12 protein-coding genes are annotated in these 16,018 nt (G+C 69.3%); 8 read left to right on the top strand and 4 right to left on the bottom strand.

Features of this window, described 5'->3' with window-relative positions; genetic code table 11:
- Positions 1-67 precede the first annotated feature (67 nt).
- On the top strand, positions 68-787 hold the full coding sequence (locus ABZ855_RS27130) for a hypothetical protein (protein ID WP_360811104.1): 720 nt from the start codon (positions 68-70) through the stop codon (positions 785-787).
- 37 nt (positions 788-824) lie between these two features.
- Here ABZ855_RS27130 and ABZ855_RS27125 read toward each other — a convergent pair whose 3' ends face one another.
- From ABZ855_RS27125 to ABZ855_RS27115, 3 genes are all read right to left on the bottom strand, one after another.
- On the bottom strand, positions 825-2,012 hold the full coding sequence (locus ABZ855_RS27125; RefSeq protein ID WP_360811102.1) for a sulfotransferase: 1,188 nt from the start codon (positions 2,010-2,012) through the stop codon (positions 825-827).
- Between the two features lie 154 nt (positions 2,013-2,166).
- Positions 2,167-4,218 carry a glycoside hydrolase family 31 protein gene (locus tag ABZ855_RS27120; protein ID WP_360811101.1) on the bottom strand — a complete coding sequence of 684 codons (2,052 nt, stop codon included), beginning with the start codon at positions 4,216-4,218 and terminating at the stop codon, positions 2,167-2,169.
- 201 nt (positions 4,219-4,419) lie between these two features.
- A complete protein-coding gene (locus ABZ855_RS27115; protein ID WP_360811099.1) occupies positions 4,420-5,433 on the bottom strand; it encodes a LacI family DNA-binding transcriptional regulator in 1,014 nt (337 codons plus the stop codon).
- Positions 5,434-5,771: 338 nt separating this feature from the next.
- Here ABZ855_RS27115 and ABZ855_RS27110 point away from each other — a divergent pair, with 338 nt between their 5' ends.
- Complete coding sequence (locus ABZ855_RS27110; RefSeq protein WP_360811097.1) at positions 5,772-7,751, top strand: acyl-CoA dehydrogenase family protein; 1,980 nt, start codon at positions 5,772-5,774, stop codon at positions 7,749-7,751.
- 89 nt (positions 7,752-7,840) lie between these two features.
- Here ABZ855_RS27110 and ABZ855_RS27105 read toward each other — a convergent pair whose 3' ends face one another.
- On the bottom strand, positions 7,841-8,293 hold the full coding sequence (locus tag ABZ855_RS27105; protein WP_319209909.1) for a lamin tail domain-containing protein: 453 nt from the start codon (positions 8,291-8,293) through the stop codon (positions 7,841-7,843).
- 154 nt (positions 8,294-8,447) lie between these two features.
- On the opposite strand from ABZ855_RS27105, the gene dxr reads away from it, so the two are divergent.
- From dxr to ABZ855_RS27075, 6 genes are all read left to right on the top strand, one after another.
- Positions 8,448-9,764 (top strand): 1-deoxy-D-xylulose-5-phosphate reductoisomerase, encoded by a 1,317-nt coding sequence (dxr, locus tag ABZ855_RS27100; protein WP_360811095.1) that lies wholly within the window; start codon positions 8,448-8,450, stop codon positions 9,762-9,764.
- A gap of 8 nt (positions 9,765-9,772) precedes the next feature.
- The gene (locus tag ABZ855_RS27095) at positions 9,773-11,065 is read left to right on the top strand and encodes a site-2 protease family protein (RefSeq protein WP_360811307.1); all 1,293 of its coding nucleotides are present in this window, start codon (positions 9,773-9,775) and stop codon (positions 11,063-11,065) included.
- A gap of 252 nt (positions 11,066-11,317) precedes the next feature.
- Positions 11,318-12,475, top strand: a complete 1,158-nt coding sequence (gene ispG, locus ABZ855_RS27090; RefSeq protein WP_360811093.1) for a flavodoxin-dependent (E)-4-hydroxy-3-methylbut-2-enyl-diphosphate synthase — start codon at positions 11,318-11,320, stop codon at positions 12,473-12,475.
- Between the two features lie 197 nt (positions 12,476-12,672).
- Positions 12,673-13,527, top strand: a complete 855-nt coding sequence (locus tag ABZ855_RS27085; protein ID WP_360811091.1) for a GNAT family N-acetyltransferase — start codon at positions 12,673-12,675, stop codon at positions 13,525-13,527.
- A 96-nt stretch (positions 13,528-13,623) separates the two neighbouring features.
- Positions 13,624-14,199 (top strand): GNAT family N-acetyltransferase, encoded by a 576-nt coding sequence (locus ABZ855_RS27080; RefSeq protein WP_360811089.1) that lies wholly within the window; start codon positions 13,624-13,626, stop codon positions 14,197-14,199.
- A gap of 90 nt (positions 14,200-14,289) precedes the next feature.
- Entirely contained in the window at positions 14,290-15,993 is a 1,704-nt protein-coding gene (locus tag ABZ855_RS27075) for a proline--tRNA ligase (protein ID WP_360811087.1), read from the top strand.
- The last annotated feature ends 25 nt before the right edge of the window (positions 15,994-16,018 follow it).

The following is a 16,018-nucleotide window of genomic DNA, read 5'->3' as shown; positions in this document are numbered from 1 at the left end:
ACAGCAGACAACCCCCCACTCGCAATCCCCACACACGCATTTCCCCCCACCCTTGGAAGGAACCCCCATGGCAACACGCACCCGCATGCTGAGCCGGATCACCAAGGCCATGCTGGCCCCCGCTCTGGCGCTCGGCGTCACCGTCGGTGTCGCCTCCGCCCCCGCCTCGGCCGCCGTCTGGAACACCTGCGACCAGTACGGCAACACAAGCCTGAACGGCTACACCCTCTACAACAACATCTGGGGCTCCGGCGCCGGCAGCCAGTGCTTCTGGGCCAACTCCGGCACCAACTGGGGTGTTTGGGCGAACCACCCGAACACCGGCGGCATCAAGTCGTACCCCAACTCCAAGAAGGTGGTCAACAAGTCGATCACCTCGCTCGGTTCGCTCACCAGCAACTACAACGTCACGGTCCCGTCGTCCGGCGCGTACAACACGTCGTACGACATCTGGGACACCGACTACGACTACGAGATCATGCTCTGGGTCAACAAGACCGGAGCCGTCGGCCCGCTCGGCACCTCGCAGGGCAACGTGACACTGGGCGGCCACACCTGGACCGTCTACAAGGGCAACAACGGCGCGAACGAGGTCTTCTCGTTCGTCCGCACCTCCAACTCGACGTCCGGCTCCGTCAACATCCTCCCGATCCTCAAGTGGATCAAGGACACCAAGGGCTGGTTCGGCAACGAGACCATCGGTGACGTGCAGTTCGGGTTCGAGATCACCTCGTCCTCCGGCGGTCTGGACTTCGCCACCAACAGCCTGACGGTCAGCAGCAGCTGACGCGGGAGTACCGACGGGCCGGGGCCGGCCGCGCCGTTCAGGCGCGGTCGACCTCGGCCCGCAGGGTGTTGTAGTCGGCGAAGGCCGCCTCGACGTCCTCCCTGGTCAGGCCGTAGCGGGCCAGGTCGTAGCGGTGGGGTCGGCTGCCCCTGAGGTGGGTGGAGACCGTCGGGAGCCGGGCGGCGTCGGCCTCGGTCCAGCGGGCGCCGACGGCGTCGTAGAGCTTCGGCGCACCCGCGGCCGGGTCGGAGCCGAGCCACGAGTAGGGCACGTCCACCAGCGCCTCGCGCGGGAAGCCGGCCCGGGCCGCCAGTCCCCGCCGTACCGAGCGGCTGAGCAGGTCGAGCCAGGTGGCGCCGAGGGCGGGCAGGTCGACCGTGCGCCGGGAGAGGACCATTCCGCACTCGACCAGGCTGCAGAAGGAGGCGACCGCGGTCGCCGGGTCGCGGTGGGTCCACACGAGCGTGGCATCGGGGAACACGGTGAGCAGGGCGTCGAGATTCCCGGTGTGCATGGGCGACTTGAGGATCCAGCGGCGCCGGGGCCGGCCGTACTGGAGTACCTGGAAGCACTCCTTGAGATGGCGGTAGTCGGGGATGAAGTCCCGCTCGAACTGCCGGGCGTGGTACTCGGGCAGACGGGCCTGCGACAGGGGCACCAGGGCGTGCGGCAGGAGAAAGGTGCACTCCTCCGGGCCTTCGGCGGTCATGGGGTGGATCTCGCGGAAACGCGGGCTGAGCCGGTACGTGCCGTCGAGGGTCCGGCGAGCGGACGTGATCGCCTTCTGCCGCTGCTGGGGCGACGGTTCGAGGCCCGGGGCGAGCAACTCCCAGAGCCGGGGGCAGCGGTGTTCGTCGGAGAGGGACAGCACGCCGTGGGTGAGCGTGGTGGCGGTGCGCGGCAGGCCCACCACGAACACCGGCTTCTCGATGGGCTCCTCGGCGATGGCGGGTTGCTCGGCTATCAGCCGCCGGATCCGGGCCCGGTTGGTGAGATGCCGGCGCACATGGGCCTGAGCCGACTGCCACCCGATGGGCGAGAGCTCCTCGTCGCCCGCCCACTCGACGAGCAACGGCCGAAAGCTCTCGACAAACGCCTCGTCCCCCTCGGCCCCACCCGCCTTCCCGACGATCCGCTCAAACACCCGCTCGGGCTCACGCCGGGACCCCAAGGCGGGCCGCAGTAAAAGATTGGCGAACGTCAGGGCGAGGGGAACAGCAGACACGAAAGCTTCCTTCCGGCGTGAGACCAAGGCAGTTGAAGTATTCCCGGGGGCAGAGGCGCCCCTATAGGGGCGCGGGGAACTGCGCGACAAGCCACGAAGCACCCGCACCCACCCCCCAACCGCACCCCACCCCCCCCGAAGCCAAGGGCAACCCCTACTCCGCGATGGGCAAACTCACCCCGTCCCGCAAAAACACCGGAATACGGTCGAGCGGCGCATCGACAGTGACCTCACTCCCACCCTGATACACCTCACCGGTCCACGCGTCAGTCCAGCCCGCCCCCGCCGGCAACCGCACCGTCCGGCTCGTCGCCCCCGCCGACAGAACCGGCGCGACCAGCAGATCGGGCCCGAAGAGATACGCGTCGTCGACGCCCCACGCCGCCGGGTCGTCCGGGAACTCCAGGAACAGCGGCCGCATCACCGGCAGCCCCTCCTCGTGCGCCTCACGCATCACCCGCAGCACATACGGCTTCAACCGCTCCCGCAGCCGCACATACCGCTCCAGGATCGCGCCGGCCTCCTCCCCGTACGACCACACCTCGTTGGGCCCACCGGTCATGTCGGGACCCAGCGGCATCCCCGGGTCACGGAACCCGTGCAGCCGCATCAGTGGCGAGAACGCGCCGAACTGGAACCAGCGGACCATCACCTCCCGGTACGCCGGGTCGTCCGGGTCGCCGCCGTGGAACCCGCCGATGTCGGTGTTCCACCAGGGGATGCCGGACAGGGCGGTGTTGAGGCCGGCCGCGATCTGGCGGCGCAGGGTCGGGAAGTCGACGCCGATGTCACCGGACCACAGGGCGGCTCCGTAGCGCTGACTGCCCGCCCACGCCGAGCGGTTGAGGCTGATCACCTCGTCCTCGCCGGACGCGATCAGGCCCTCGTAGAAGGTGCGGGCGTTCTCGACCGGGTAGAGGTTGCCGACCTCCAGCCCCGGGCCCGCCCAGTACCGCAGGTTCTCCGGGAAGCCCGGCTTCAGCTCCGGCTCGCAGGCGTCCAGCCAGAAGGCCGTGATGCCGTACGGGGCAAGGTAGTTGTCGCGGATCTTCGACCACACGAACTCGCGTGCCTCGGGGTTGGTGGCATCGTAGAACGCGACCTGGACGGTGGACGCGACGCCCTTGTCCGGCCAGTCGGCGTGCGCCATCGGACCGTACTGCGTGCCGATGAAGTAGCCGCGCTGCTCCATGAGTTGGTGGTTCTCGGAGAGCGGCGACACCGAGGGCCAGACGGAGACGACGAGTTTGACGCCCATCTCCTCCAACTCGCGGACCATGGCGGCCGGGTCGGGCCACTCGGCCGGGTCGAACTTCCACTCGCCCAGATGAGTCCAGTGGAAGAAGTCGCACACGATGGCGCGCAGCGGCAGCCCGCGCCGCTTGTACTCCCTTGCCACGTCCAGGAGTTCGTCCTGGGTGCGGTAGCGCAGCTTGCACTGCCAGAAGCCCGCCGCCCACTCCGGCAGCATCGGCGTACGTCCCGTCACCGCGCTGTAGCGCCGCTGGGCGTCGGCCGGCTGCCCGGCCGTGATCCAGTAGTCGATCTGCCGGGCCGAATCCGCCACCCAGCGCGTCCCGTTGCCCGCCAGCTCCACCCGCCCGATCGCCGGGCTGTTCCACAGCAGGGTGTACCCCCGGCTGGAGGTGAGCACCGGCACGGACACCTCGGCGTTGCGCTGCACCAGGTCCAGCACGACACCCTTCTGGTCGAACAGACCGTGCTGGTGCTGGCCGAGCCCGTACAGCTTCTCGTCCTCGTAGGCGGCGAACCGCTGCTCCAGCCGGTGGTAGCCGTTGCCGACGGCCGTGTAGAGGCGCGAGCCCGGCCACCAGAAGTGCGCCCGCTCCTCGGCGAGGAGTTCGCCGGCGTCGTCGGTGCGCAGGAAGCGGATCAGGCCCTCGGCGCTCACCTCGACGGTCAACGCCCCGACGGTCAACTGCCCCTGCCCGTCCTCGATCTTGACGGTGTACGGCGTCGACTCCGGCGTGTCGAGGAGGGCACCCGGCAGCCCTTCCAGGACGGGCCCGCCGAGCCGGGTCCTGACCCGGACCGCGTCCGGGCCCCAGGGCTCTATCCGTACGGTCTCCTGGCGGCCGCTCCACTCCAGCGCGCCGTCCCGCTCACGGAACGTACCGACGGTGGGGGAGGACTGCGCGAGGCTGACCGTGCCGGACGGGGGCAGGGTTTCGGCGGGCTGGTTCACGTGGCGGCTCCTGAAGGAAGGAGTGGGGGGAGAGGAACCGAATCCGGCAAGGCTCTGCCGGACCGGGACAGGCAGGGGTCCCCAACGCCCGTCGGACATCCGGGAGTCGGGTGTGAGTGTGCGTGTGAGTAGAGGTTGTGGGGTCGGGCGGACGAACTATCGGACGGACGAACCAGGAGACAAGCGCGGGAGATGCGCGGATCAGGAAGCGACCGGCGCCGGGCCCGTGCTCGCCCGCACCGTCAACTCGGGTGCGATCAGCGCGACTTCGTCGCCGCCGTGCCCGTCGAGCTTCGCGATCAGCAGTTCCACCGCACGGCGTCCCATCTCCTGCGCCGGAATGGCGACGGACGTCAGCCGCACCGAGGCCTGGGTGGCCACCTGGTCCGGGCAGACCGCGATGACCGACACGTCCTCCGGCACCGCGCGTCCCTGTTGGCGCAGCAGCGCGAGCAGGGGTTCGACCGCCGACTCGTTCTGCACGACGAACCCCGTGGTGCCCGGCCGTTCGTCGAAGATCCGGGCCAGGGTCACGGTCATCGCGTCGTACCCGCCCTCGCACGGCCGGTGCAGCACCCGCACCCCCAACTCCCTTGACCGGGACCGGAGTCCGTCGAGCGTGCGCTCGGCGAAACCCGTGTGCCGTTCGTAGACCGCGGGCGCCTCGCCGATGACGGCGATGTCGCGGTGCCCGAGCTTCGCGAGATGCTCGGCGCACAACGCTCCCGTGGCCCCGAAGTCGAGGTCGACGCAGGTCAGGCCCTCGGTGGCGGCCGGCAGCCCGATGAGCACCGACGGCTGGTCCGTCCCGCGCAGCAACGGCAGCCGCTCGTCGTCGAGTTCGACGTCCATCAGGATCATCGCGTCGGCGAGCCCGCTGCCGGTCACCCGGCGCACGGCGTCGGGACCCTCCTCGCCGGTGAGCAGGAGCACGTCGTACCCGTGCGTGCGGGCGCTGGTGGCGACCGCGATGGCGATCTCCATCATCACGGGCACGTACATGTCCGTACGCAGCGGGACCATGAGGGCGATGATGTTGGAACGGTTGCTCGCCAGCGCCCGGGCGCCCGCGTTCGGGTGGTAGCCGAGCTGCTGGATGCTCAGCTCGACCCGCTGCCGGGTGCTCGCGGAGATGGACCGCTTGCCGCTGAGGACATAGCTCACCGTGCTCGCCGAGACTCCGGCGTGCTGCGCGACCTCGGCGAGAGTGACCATCCAGCTCTCCAAGCATGTGTGAAGCGCTTCGACAGTGCGCGTAACGGACAACAGTGACGGGTAACGGCGAGTGTGGGGTGGAACGACAGTATCCCCACCCGAGGTGGGTGTCCATATGTTGTCGAAGCGCTTCGACTAGGTTTCTCGGAGGTTTTTCGGCCAGGACGGCAACTTTCGCACCCCGTGTGGCCGCTGGGGAGTACTCGCGCGAATCCCCGCCCGGCCGGATGGCCGCACGAGGACTGGTGAGGTCGCCCGGAATCGGGTACCAACGATCGAGTAGCACTGATCAGTAACGCATGGTCCTCAAGATCCCGATTCGCGGCGAGGTGTGCCTCATGTCCGCAAGCCCAGTCAAACCCACCGTCGACCCCGCGGGCAAACCCCCCGCCGGTCCCCACGCCAGGCCCACCGTCACCGAGCGGGAGGCCCGCCAGGTCGCGGAGGCCGCCCGGGAACAGGGCTGGCGAAAGCCCAGCTTCGCCAAGGAACTGTTCCTGGGCCGTTTCCGGCTCGACCTCATCCACCCGCACCCGCTGCCGCCCACCGAGGACGCACAGCGCGGCGAGGCGTTCCTCACCAGGCTGCGCGACTTCTGCGAGACGCAGATCGACGCGGCCCGCATCGAGCGCGAGGCCCGGATCCCGGACGAGGTGATCAACGGGCTCAAGGAGCTCGGCGCCCTCGGCATGAAGATCGACACCAAGTACGGCGGCCTCGGCCTCACCCAGGTGTACTACAACAAGGCGCTCGCCCTGGTCGGCTCCGCGAACCCGGCGCTCGGCGCGCTGCTCTCCGCCCATCAGTCGATCGGCGTACCGCAGCCGCTGAAAATCTTCGGCACCCAGGAACAGAAGGACGAGTTCCTCCCGCGCTGCGCCCGCACCGACATCTCCGCGTTCCTGCTGACGGAACCGGACGTCGGTTCCGACCCGGCCCGCCTCGCCACCACCGCGGTACCGGACGGCGACGACTACGTCCTCGACGGGGTCAAGCTCTGGACGACCAACGGAGTCGTCGCCGACCTCCTCGTCGTCATGGCCCGGGTACCGAAGTCCGAGGGCCACAAGGGCGGGATCACCGCGTTCGTCGTCGAGACCGCCTCCGAGGGCGTCACCGTCGAACACCGCAACGCCTTCATGGGCCTGCGCGGCCTGGAGAACGGCGTCACCCGCCTCCACCAGGTGCGCGTCCCGGCCGCCAACCGGATCGGCCCCGAGGGCGCCGGCCTCAAGATCGCCCTGACCACCCTGAACACGGGCCGCCTGTCACTGCCCGCGATGTGCGTGGGCGCCGGGAAGTGGTGCCTGAAGATCGCCCGGGAGTGGTCGGGCGTACGGGAGCAGTGGGGCAGGCCGGTCGCGCTGCACGAGGCGGTCGGCTCGAAGATCAGCTTCATCGCGGCCACCACCTTCGCCCTGGAGGCCGTCCTGGACCTGTCCTCCCAGATGGCCGACGAGAACCGCAACGACATCCGCATCGAGGCCGCCCTCGCCAAGCTGTACGGCTCCGAGATGGCCTGGCTGATGGCCGACGAACTCGTCCAGATCCGCGGCGGACGCGGCTTCGAGACCGCCGAGTCGCTCGCCGCCCGAGGCGAACGGGCGGTCCCCGCCGAGCAGATGCTGCGCGACCTGAGGATCAACCGCATCTTCGAGGGCTCGACGGAGATCATGCACCTGCTGATCGCCCGCGAGGCGGTCGACGCCCATCTGACGGTCGCCGGCGACCTCATCGACCCCGACAAGTCCCTCTCGGACAAGGCGAGGGCGGGCGCGAACGCCGGGGTGTTCTACGCCAAGTGGCTGCCGAAGCTGGTCACCGGCGCGGGTCAACTGCCGAACTCCTACAGCGAGTTCAAGCACGAGGTCGACCTCTCGCCGCATCTGCGGTACGTCGAGCGCAGCGCCCGCAAGCTGGCCCGTTCCACCTTCTACGCCATGTCGCGCTGGCAGGGCCGGATGGAGACCAAGCAGGGCTTCCTCGGCCGAATCGTTGACATCGGCGCCGAACTGTTCGCGATGAGCGCGGCCTGCGTACGCGCCGAACTCCTGCGCACCCAGGGCCAGAACGGCCGCGAGGCCTACCAACTGGCCGACGTCTTCTGCCGCCAGGCCCGCGTCCGCGTCGAGGAACTCTTCGGCCGGCTGTGGAACAACACCGACGACGTCGACCGCACGGTGGTCAAGGGCGTCCTCGCCGGTACGTACACCTGGCTGGAGGAGGGTGTGGTCGACCTCTCGGGCGAGGGCCCCTGGATCGCGGACGCCACCCCCGGCCCGACCCACCACGAAAACGTCCACCGCCCCATCCGCTGACACGGGCCCCGCGCCCCTCAAAGGGGCGCGGGGAACTGCGCGACAAGCCCCCACCTACCCGCGGGCAATGCACCGCCCATCCAGCGGAGCTAACACCACTTGTCGCTGGGGTCCCTCGTCGACCACTTGCAGTCGTCGACCTTCGCCCCGTTCGCTCTGGTCAGGATCGCCGTGTCGCTGGTGTTGTTCCAGACGTACGCGCGCCGGTTCTGGAACTTGGACACCGTGGTGTCCCTGCCCTGGCCGGTGTGGATCTTCATCGTCTTGCCCGCGCCGATCTTCAGATTGGCGAAGGTGTACTTGTGGTTGGCGACGTCCTTCAGGATCCAGCCCTTGAGCGATATCGCCGCCGAGCCGGTGTTCTTGATCTCCACCCACTCCCCGTTGAGGGAGGCGTTGGAGCCGGTGTCCGAACCCGGACTGTCGAACCACACGTGCCGGATGACCACACCGCCGGCCGCCTCGGCCGGAGTGCTCAGAACCGCGCCGGTCAGGGCCACGGCGCCCGCGAGTGCGGGCAGGGCAGCGCGTCGAATGCGCATCGAGATCCCCCCAGGATTTCGTCCACGACTGGCCGGGCATACGCCGACCAGGACAGAAGTGTTATCACATGATCTATGTGTGAGTTCCCCTTATAGCCACTCACCCGAGGGACGCCCTGTCCTCACTGTCGGTGGCTACGGCCACAATGGAGGGATGACCGACAGTCCAGCCCCACTCGCAGACCCGCACCTCGTCTTCGACCCCGTCGCCGAAGGCGGCTCCAGGGACGTGGTGATCCTCGGTTCCACCGGGTCGATCGGCACCCAGGCCATCGACCTCGTGCTGCGCAACCCGGACCGCTTCCGGGTCACCGGGCTCTCCGCCGCGGGCGGTCGGATCGAGCTCCTCGCCGAACAGGCGCACCAGCTGCGCGTACGCACGGTCGCCGTGGCCCGGGAGGACGCCGTACCGGCCCTGCGCGAGGCGCTGACCGCGCGGTACGGCGCCGGGCAGCCGCTCCCCGAGATCCTCGCCGGACCGGACGCGGCCACCCACCTCGCCGCCACCGCCTGCCACACGGTGCTGAACGGCATCACCGGATCGATCGGCCTCGCCCCCACCCTCGCCGCCCTGGAGGCCGGCCGCACTCTCGCGCTCGCCAACAAGGAGTCGCTCATCGTCGGCGGCCCGCTGGTCAAGGCGCTCGCGAAACCCGGCCAGATCATCCCGGTCGACTCCGAGCACGCGGCCCTGTTTCAGGCGCTGGCGGCCGGCACCCGCGCCGATGTGCGCAAGCTCGTCGTCACGGCGTCCGGCGGCCCCTTCCGCGGCCGTACGAAGGCGCAGCTGGCCGATGTGACGGTGGCGGACGCGCTCGCGCACCCCACCTGGGCGATGGGCCCGGTGATCACGATCAACTCCGCGACGCTCGTCAACAAGGGCCTGGAGGTGATCGAGGCACACCTTCTCTACGACATTCCCTTCGACCGCATTGAGGTGGTCGTGCACCCGCAGTCGTATGTCCACTCGATGGTTGAGTTCACGGACGGATCGACACTGGCGCAGGCCACGCCCCCCGACATGCGCGGCCCCATCGCCATCGGCCTGGGCTGGCCGGAGCGGGTTCCCGACGCGGCCCCCACCTTCGACTGGAGCAAGGCGTCGACGTGGGAGTTCTTCCCGCTGGACACGGAGGCCTTCCCGGCGGTCGGCCTCGCCCGGCACGTCGGGCAGCTCGCGGGCACGGCCCCCGCGGTGTTCAATGCGGCGAACGAGGAGTGCGTGGAGGCGTTCCGCGGCGGCGCACTGCCCTTCAACGGAATCATGGAGACCGTGACCAGGGTCGTCGAGGAGCACGGCACACCCCGTACGGGAACTTCCCTGACCGTGGCGGACGTCCTTGAGGCGGAGACCTGGGCACGGACGAGGACCCGGGAACTGACACAGCGGACGAAGACACAGCGAGAGATGACCCAGCAAGCGAGCGCACAGCAAGCGAACGCACAGCAAGCGGCGGAGGCCCGTGCATGACGGCACTGATGATGATCCTCGGCATAGTCGTCTTCGTGATCGGCCTGCTGGTGTCGATCGCCTGGCACGAGCTGGGGCATCTGTCCACGGCGAAGCTGTTCGGCATCCGCGTACCGCAGTACATGGTCGGCTTCGGCCCGACGATCTGGTCCCGCCAGAAGGGCGAGACCGAGTACGGCATCAAGGCGATCCCGTTCGGCGGCTACATCCGCATGATCGGCATGTTCCCGCCGGGCGCGGACGGCCGCATAGAGGCCCGCTCGACCTCCCCCTGGCGCGGCATGATCGAGGACGCGCGCGCCCAGTCCTACGAGGAACTGCTGCCGGGTGACGAGAAGCGCCTGTTCTACACGCGCAAGCCGTGGAAACGCGTCATCGTGATGTTCGCGGGCCCGTTCATGAACCTGATCCTCGCGGTGGGCCTGTTCCTGACCGTCCTCATGGGCTTCGGCGTCTCGCAGCAGACCACCAGCGTCAGCTCGGTCTCCCAGTGCGTCATCGCCCAGAGCGAGGGCCGCGACGACTGCCGCAAGACCGACGCTGCCTCCCCGGCCGCGGCGGCCGGCCTCAAGGCGGGGGACAAGATCCTCTCCTTCGGCGGGGTCCAGGTCGACACCTGGAACAAGCTGTCGGACGAGATCCGCGCCAACCCCGGCAAGGAGGTGGCGATCGTCGTCGACCGCAAGGGCGAGGAGGTCACCCTCCACGCGAAGATCGCCACGAACCAGGTCGCGAAGAAGGACTCCAGCGGCCAGATCGTCCAGGGCAAGTACGTCACGGCCGGCTTCCTCGGCTTCAGCGCGGCCACCGGCATCGTCCGCCAGGACTTCGGCGACTCGCTGACCTGGATGGGCGACCGGATGGGCGAGGCCGTCGACTCCATCGCGAGCCTGCCCGGCAAGATCCCCGCCCTGTGGAACGCGGCCTTCGACGGCGGCGAACGCGCGCCGGACTCCCCGATGGGCGTGGTCGGCGCGGCCCGCGTGGGCGGCGAGATCTTCACCCTGGACATCCCGCCCACCCAGCAACTGGCGATGGCGTTGATGCTGGTGGCGGGCTTCAACCTGTCCCTGTTCCTCTTCAACATGCTCCCGCTGCTGCCCCTCGACGGCGGCCATGTCGCGGGCGCCCTGTGGGAGTCGCTGCGCCGGAACACGGCGAAGGTGCTCAAGCGCCCGGACCCGGGCCCGTTCGACGTGGCGAAGCTGATGCCGGTCGCCTATGTGGTGGCGGGAATCTTCATCTGCTTCACGCTCCTGGTCCTGGTGGCGGACGTGGTCAACCCGGTGCGCATCTCGTAGACATACGGCGGTCACGGAGACGTTCGCAGTGATGTTCGCTCTGACGTTCACTGTGGCGACAGCGACGGCCGGGCACGGTGGGAGAACCTCACCGCGCCCGGCCGTTCCCATTGCTGTCCCCATTGCTATCCCCAATGAGTGGGTTTACGTGCGGGATGTGCCCGGGCCTGGGCACGTGCCGTAATCTCGAAGCCTGGAGCCCGCTGTTTCCCGGGACCGGACCTTGAACCACAACTTGGGGTTGCACAGCAGATGACTGCGATTTCTCTCGGCATGCCGTCCGTTCCGACGAAGCTCGCCGAACGCCGCAAGAGCCGACAGATCCAGGTCGGTTCGGTGGCCGTGGGCGGCGACGCCCCGGTGTCGGTGCAGTCGATGACGACGACGCGTACGTCGGACATCGGCGCCACGCTCCAGCAGATCGCCGAACTCACCGCGTCCGGCTGCCAGATCGTCCGCGTCGCGTGCCCCACTCAGGACGACGCGGACGCGCTCGCGACCATCGCGCGCAAGTCGCAGATCCCCGTGATCGCGGACATCCACTTCCAGCCGAAGTACGTGTTCGCCGCGATCGAGGCCGGCTGCGCCGCCGTGCGCGTGAACCCCGGCAACATCAAGCAGTTCGACGACCAGGTCAAGGAGATCGCGCGCGCTGCCAAGGACCACGGCACGCCGATCCGCATCGGCGTCAACGCCGGTTCGCTCGACAAGCGGCTGCTCCAGAAGTACGGCAGGGCAACCCCCGAGGCGCTCGTCGAGTCGGCGCTGTGGGAGGCGTCGCTGTTCGAGGAGCACGACTTCCGGGACATCAAGATCTCGGTCAAGCACAACGACCCGGTGATCATGGTCAACGCCTACCGGCAGCTCGCGGAGGCCTGCGACTACCCGCTCCACCTGGGAGTCACCGAGGCCGGTCCCGCCTTCCAGGGCACCATCAAGTCGGCGGTCGCCTTCGGCGCGCTCCTCAGCGAGGGCATCGGCGACACGATCCGCGTCTCGCTGTCCGCGCCGCCGGTCGAGGAGATCAAGGTCGGCAACCAGATCCTGGAGTCGCTGAACCTCCGCCAGCGCGGCCTGGAGATCGTCTCCTGCCCCTCCTGCGGCCGAGCCCAGGTCGACGTCTACAAGCTTGCCGAGGAGGTCACGGCGGGCCTCGAGGGCATGGAGGTCCCGCTGCGCGTCGCGGTCATGGGCTGCGTGGTGAACGGCCCCGGCGAGGCGCGGGAGGCGGACCTCGGCGTCGCCTCCGGCAACGGCAAGGGCCAGATCTTCGTGAAGGGCGAGGTCATCAAGACCGTCCCCGAGTCGAAGATCGTGGAGACCCTGATCGAGGAGGCCCTGAAGATCGCCGAACAGATGGAGGCGGACGGAATCGCTTCCGGCGAACCTTCGGTGGCCGTGGCGGGCTGATCGAACCCCCGCTTCTCAAACGCCGGAGGAGCTGACCAACCAGCCCGTCCGGCGATTGAGGACAAGGCCCGTTCAGGGCCGGCCACCCAAGCCAACGGTCACGCACAAGCAAGCGGCATCACCCACAGCACGACGCCGCCCAGCTTCCGCAGGTACAGTGCGGAGATCTAGCAGACCGCATTGGTGAGGCCCCGCACGTGTTGACGCAGACCACCTCCCGGGTGCTCGAACCCGGCGACCTGGACGCCGCACTCGCCGTCCTCGGCCGCGAGCCGGTCGCGAACGCCTTCGTGACCTCCCGTGTCCAGGTAGCCGGCCTCGACCCCTGGCGCCTCGGCGGCGAGATGTGGGGCTGGTACGAGGACGGCATGCTCACGAGCCTCTGCTACGCGGGCGCCAACCTCGTCCCGATCTGCGCCACCCCCCGAGCCGTACGCGCCTTCGCCGACCGCGCCAGGCGAGCCGGCCGCCGCTGCTCCTCCATCGTCGGCCCCGCCGAAGCCACCACCCAGCTGTGGCGGCTGCTCGAACCGAGCTGGGGCCCCGCCCGCGAAGTCCGCCGCCACCAGCCCCTGATGGTCACCGACCGGCTCCCCGACCCGGCCCTCGTCGCCCCGGATCCGTACGTCCGCCGTATCCGCAAGGACGAGATGGAGACGATCATGCCGGCGTGCGTGGCGATGTTCACCGAGGAGGTCGGAATCTCGCCACTCGCCGGTGACGGCGGCCTCCTCTATCAGGCCAGGGTCGCCGAACTGGTCGGCTCCGGCCGCTCCTTCGCCCGCCTCGACGAGCACGGCAGGGTCGCCTTCAAGGCCGAGATCGGCGCCGCGACCTCGCAGGCCTGCCAGATCCAGGGCGTCTGGGTGGCCCCCGAGTACCGGGGCATGGGCCTCGCGGCCCCCGGCATGGCCGCCGTACTGCGCTACGCCCTCGCGGACGTGGCCCCGGTGGTCAGCCTGTATGTGAACGACTTCAACACCCCTGCCCGCCGGACGTATCTGAAGGTGGGCTTCCAGGAGGTCGGCGCGTTCATGAGCGTCCTGTTCTGAAACGGCGGCCGTTGGTCGTGCGACCCCGGGGGCGAGGCTCAGCCACATCCGCCCGCCCCCGCCGAACGGCCTCCGCACCCCCTGTAGTCTCCCGACATGCCGCGCTTCCCCGGTCAGGGCCACCGTCACCCCCACCGCCACGACGTGGTCGTAGGCCCCCTCGACCTCGCCGCCCGGGTCGACGAGGCGCTGGCCGTCCAGGCGGTGGCGTTCGGACTCGGCGCCGACGAGGTCGCCGTACGCCGGCAGATCGTTCTGCGGCACATGACCTATCCCGGTGCCCGCGCGCTCGGCGCGACCACCCCCGAGGGACGGCTCGCCGGGTTCGTCTACGGCATGCCCAACGACCGCACGCACTGGTGGTCCACCGTCGTCGAGCCCTATCTGCGCAGGCAGGGCCACGACGCCTGGCTCGACGACTCCTTCGTGATCACCGAACTGCACGTTCACCCGACCTACCAGAACATCGGCGTCGGCCGCGCCCTCATCACCACCATCACCGACGGCGCGGCCGAACCGCGCTCGATCCTCTCCGCGATCGACACCGACAGCCCGGCCCGCGGCCTCTACCACTCCCTCGGCTACGAGGACCTGGCCCGCCAGGTGCTCTTCCCCAGCGCCCCGAAGCCGTACGCCGTGATGGGCGCCCCCCTGCCGTTGCGCCGCCGCTGAGGGGTGTCCCCGCGGATAACCGATTTCCACCGCCCCGCACCCCCCGGCTAACCTCCTGCCATCACCCTTACGCAGCAGGAGTCGAGAATCATGGCCCAGGCCCAGGTCCAGCGCATGTCCCGTTTGATGGTCAAGACACTGCGTGACGACCCGGCCGACGCCGAGGTGCTCAGCCACAAACTGCTGGTCAGGGCCGGTTATGTGCGCCGTACGGCCGCCGGTCTGTGGTCCTGGCTGCCGCTCGGCAAGAAGGTCCTGGCCAATGTCGAGCGCGTCGTCCGCGAGGAGATGGACGCCATCGGCGCCCAGGAGGTCACGCTGCCCGCCCTGCTGCCGAGGGAGCCCTACGAGGCGACCGGCCGCTGGCAGGAGTACGGCCCCGAGCTGTTCCGTCTCAACGACCGCAAGGGCGGCGACTACCTCCTCGGCCCCACCCACGAGGAGATCTTCACCCTCCTGGTCAAGGACCAGTGCTCGTCCTACAAGGACCTGCCCGTGATCCTCTACCAGATCCAGAACAAGTACCGCGACGAGGCCCGCCCGCGCGCCGGCATCCTGCGCGGCCGCGAGTTCCTGATGAAGGACTCCTACTCCTTCGACCTGGAGGACGAGGGGCTGGCCCAGTCGTACGCCCTGCACCGCGAGGCGTACCAGAAGATCTTCGCCCGTCTCGGCCTCGACTACCGCATCTGCGCGGCCACCGCCGGCGCGATGGGCGGCTCCAAGTCCGAGGAGTTCCTCGCCCCCGCCGCGGCGGGCGAGGACACCTTCGCCGACTGCCCCAACTGCGACTACGCCGCCAACACCGAGGCGATCACGTACGCGCTCCAGCCGGTCGACGGTTCGGCCGTCCCCGCCCTCGAAGAGATCCCCACCCCCGAGACCCCGACCATCGAGACGCTCGCCGCGTATCTGAACGTGGCCGCCTCCGCCACGCTCAAGAACCTCCTGATCAAGGTGGACGGCGAGATCGTCGCGATCGGCGTCCCCGGCGACCGTGAGGTCGACCTGGACAAGGTCGAGGCCCACTTCGCGCCCGCCGCCGTGGAACTCGTCACCGCCGAGGACTTCACGGGCCGCGACGACCTCGTACGGGGTTACGTGGGCCCGCAGGGCCTGGAGAAGGTCCGCTACTTCGCCGATCCGCGCGTCGCGCCCGGCACCGCGTGGATCACCGGCGCCAACAAGGACGGCCTGCACGCGAAGAACGTCGTCGTCGGCCGTGACTTCGAGGTCGACGAGTACATCGACTCCGTCGTGGTCCAGGAAGGCGACCCCTGCCCGGTCTGCGGCACCGGCCTCAAGCTGGACCGTGCCATCGAGATCGGCCACATCTTCCAGCTCGGCCGCAAGTACGCCGACGCCCTCAGCCTCGACGTCCTCGGCCAGCAGGGCAAGCCCGTCCGCGTGACCATGGGGTCGTACGGCATCGGCGTCTCCCGCGCGGTCGCGGCCCTCGCCGAGCAGCACGCCGACGAGCAGGGCCTGTGCTGGCCCAAGGAGATCGCCCCGGCCGACGTCCACGTGGTCGCCGCCGGCAAGGCCCTCCAGACCGAACTGGCCCTCGAGGTCTCCGACAAGCTGGCCGCGGCCGGCGCCCGCGTCCTGGTCGACGACCGCGCCGGCGTCTCCCCGGGCGTCAAGTTCACGGACGCGGAACTGATCGGCGTACCGAAGATCCTGGTGGCAGGCCGCCGTTCAGCCGAAAACATCCTCGAACTGAAGGACCGCCGCACGGGCGAACGCGAGGAACTGACGGTAGAGGAAGCAATCACCCGCCTGACCACCACCTGACCCCCCACCTCCCAGGCCGTCCCCC

This window comes from Streptomyces sp. NPDC047042 (genome assembly GCF_040644035.1).
Lineage (GTDB): Bacteria > Actinomycetota > Actinomycetes > Streptomycetales > Streptomycetaceae > Streptomyces.
The sequence above is the reverse complement of the archived record's forward strand: the minus strand, read 5'-3'. Positions and strand labels throughout refer to the sequence as shown.